This is a genomic window from Synechococcus sp. WC101 (genome assembly GCF_047461555.1).
GTDB lineage: Bacteria > Cyanobacteriota > Cyanobacteriia > Thermostichales > Thermostichaceae > Thermostichus.
Map to the genome: position 1 here is coordinate 1 of NZ_JANSHG010000248.1, position 2,375 is coordinate 2,375.

The following is a 2,375-nucleotide window of genomic DNA, read 5'->3' on the forward strand; positions in this document are numbered from 1 at the left end:
GAAGGAGGAGAGTCTACTTCCCCGATCAATACTCCCCGCAGCCAGAGGGGGGCGATAAAGGTGGTGGCGATCACCATGACGATGATGCTGACGTCGAGAGCCTCGGAGAGAACCCCGCTGGCCGCTCCCACGCCGGCAAACACCAGGCCCACCTCGCCGCGCGGGATCATACCCACGCCGATGGCATAGCGGTTGATGCCCGGCTTGCCGAACGCCCCCAGGCCGGCGGCCAGCTTGCCCACAATCGCAACGCTAACCAAGAAGACGGCAATGATCAGCCCCTCGCGGTTGGCGGGGAGGGTGGGGTTGAGCACGGCGAGGTTGGTTTTGGCCCCGACGCAGACGAAGAAGATGGGCACCAGCAGGTCGGAAACGGGCTTGATCTGTTCTTCTAGCTCCTGGCGCTTGTCGGTTTCCCCTAGAATTAGGCCGGCGGCAAAAGCGCCCAAAATCGCCTCCAGGTGGATCACCTGCCCTACGTAGGCCAACAAGAAAGCCAAGACCAGAGCGGGCAAAAGGGGGTTGCCGCGGGCTTTCAGGTTGTTGAGGAGAGCCACAAAGTAGGGGCTGAGGAGTCGCCCCAAGACGATAGAGCCGACGAGAAAGACGACAGCGCTGACGACGATGAGGCCAACATCGGCGACGTCAACCTCTCCGGTTTTGGCCAAGCTGGCCACCACCGCCAAGATGATGATGCCCAACACGTCGTCCAGGACGGCGGCGCCGATGATCACCTGCCCTTCGAGGGAGGTGAGTTTTTGCAGCTCGGCCAAGACGCGGGCGGTGATGCCAATGCTGGTTGCCGTCAGAGCCGCCCCGGCGAAGATGGCAGGGATGACAGGCACGTGAAAGAGGTAGAGCAGGCCCAGTGTTCCCGCCGCAAAGGGCACAGCAACCCCAATAACGGCCACGGCCGCCGCCTGCGGGCCAACCCGCAACAGTTCCCCCAGATCCGACTCAAGACCAATTTCAAAGAGAAGGATAACCACCCCCATCTCCGAGAGGATGTCGATGATCTGGCTTTGGGAGGAGAACACCTGCACCAGGGATCCCTTGTCAAGACCCGCGGTGGCCTGCAGAATCTGCATCAGAGCTGAGGACTGGGCCAAGGTAGGCAACGCCTCGGCAGAAAGCGGCCCTTCGGGAAAAACCAGTAACCCCAGGCCAGAACCGCCCACCAACACCCCTCCCAGCAACTCTCCCAGCACGGGGGGAAAACTCAGGCGAACGGCCATTTCTCCGCCAACGCGGCTGGCCAAGTAGATGACCACCAAGGCCAGCAGCACCGCCACCAAGATCAAGGGAGAGAGGTTGTCTCCCCCTGGCGCCTCGACGGGAGCGGCGGCTTCGACAGCCAGCAACACAGAGCTTAGGCAATTCAACAGCAAGATCTCCCCCTTAGATGGACAGCTTTTCGTCTAAGCCGGCCTGACCAGAGCGCCAGAAAAGCTTGTGTTGCCATCTCTGGGGTCGCCCTGCCGGAAGACTGTTACAAAAACTAACCTCCCGCGTAATCCCATGGCAACGCCCATGTGGGCACTCTTTCCCCTTGCCGATAGTCCAGATAATTAGCACTTATCTGGAGTATTGTCCCTGCTGCCCGCCAAGAATTGGGCCGAGGAGGGGCAGGGGCCAACTTCCCAGAACGACAATGGAGGAAATAGAAACTCTCGCAACCAAGCTAAGGCCCACCGATGAGCTACTACATCCCCCCCACCTTTCTTAAAGTTGTCGCCCTGCACCTGACCAAAAATCATCTTCCTCTGCCCGACGTGCCCGTTCCGCTCATCTTGGGCATCCACGGGCGCAAGGGGGAGGGCAAGACCTTCCAATGCAACCTCATCTTTGAGCGCATGAAGGTCTATGCCGTCCACATCTCGGGGGGCGAGCTGGAAAGTCCCGACGCCGGGGATCCCGCCCGTATGATTCGCCTGCGCTACCGTGAAGCTGCCGAGCACATCCGCAAATTTGGCCAGATGGCCGTGCTGATGATCAACGACCTGGATGCCGGCGCCGGTCGCCTGAACAGCATGACCCAGTACACCGTCAACACCCAACTGGTGAGCGCCACCCTGATGAACATCGCCGACAACCCCACCAACGTGCAGCTTCCCGGCAGCTACGATCCCAAGCCCCTGCCGCGGGTGCCCATCATCGCCACCGGCAACGACTTTTCCACCCTCTATGCCCCCCTCATCCGCGATGGGCGCATGCGCAAGTTCTACTGGGAGCCCAGCCGCACCGACCGCATCCACATCGTTCACGGCATTTTTCAAGCCGACGGGCTGTCTCTTGAGGAGATTGAGCGCCTGGTGGACGCCTTTCCCGAGCAGGCCATCGACTTTTTCGGCGCCCTGCGCGCCCAGCTCTACGAC

Annotated in this window: 2 protein-coding genes; one reads left to right on the forward strand and one right to left on the reverse strand. The window is 61.0% G+C overall.

From position 1 onward, the window contains the following. Positions 1 to 1,382, reverse strand: a 1,382-nt coding sequence (locus tag NW809_RS12035) for a cation:proton antiporter (protein ID WP_414402249.1), incomplete at its 3' end; no start/stop codon positions are given. A 312-nt stretch (positions 1,383 to 1,694) separates the two neighbouring features. Here NW809_RS12035 and NW809_RS12040 point away from each other — a divergent pair. Next, the coding region (locus NW809_RS12040) for an AAA family ATPase (protein ID WP_414402250.1) at positions 1,695 to 2,375 on the forward strand (681 nt) is incomplete at its 3' end.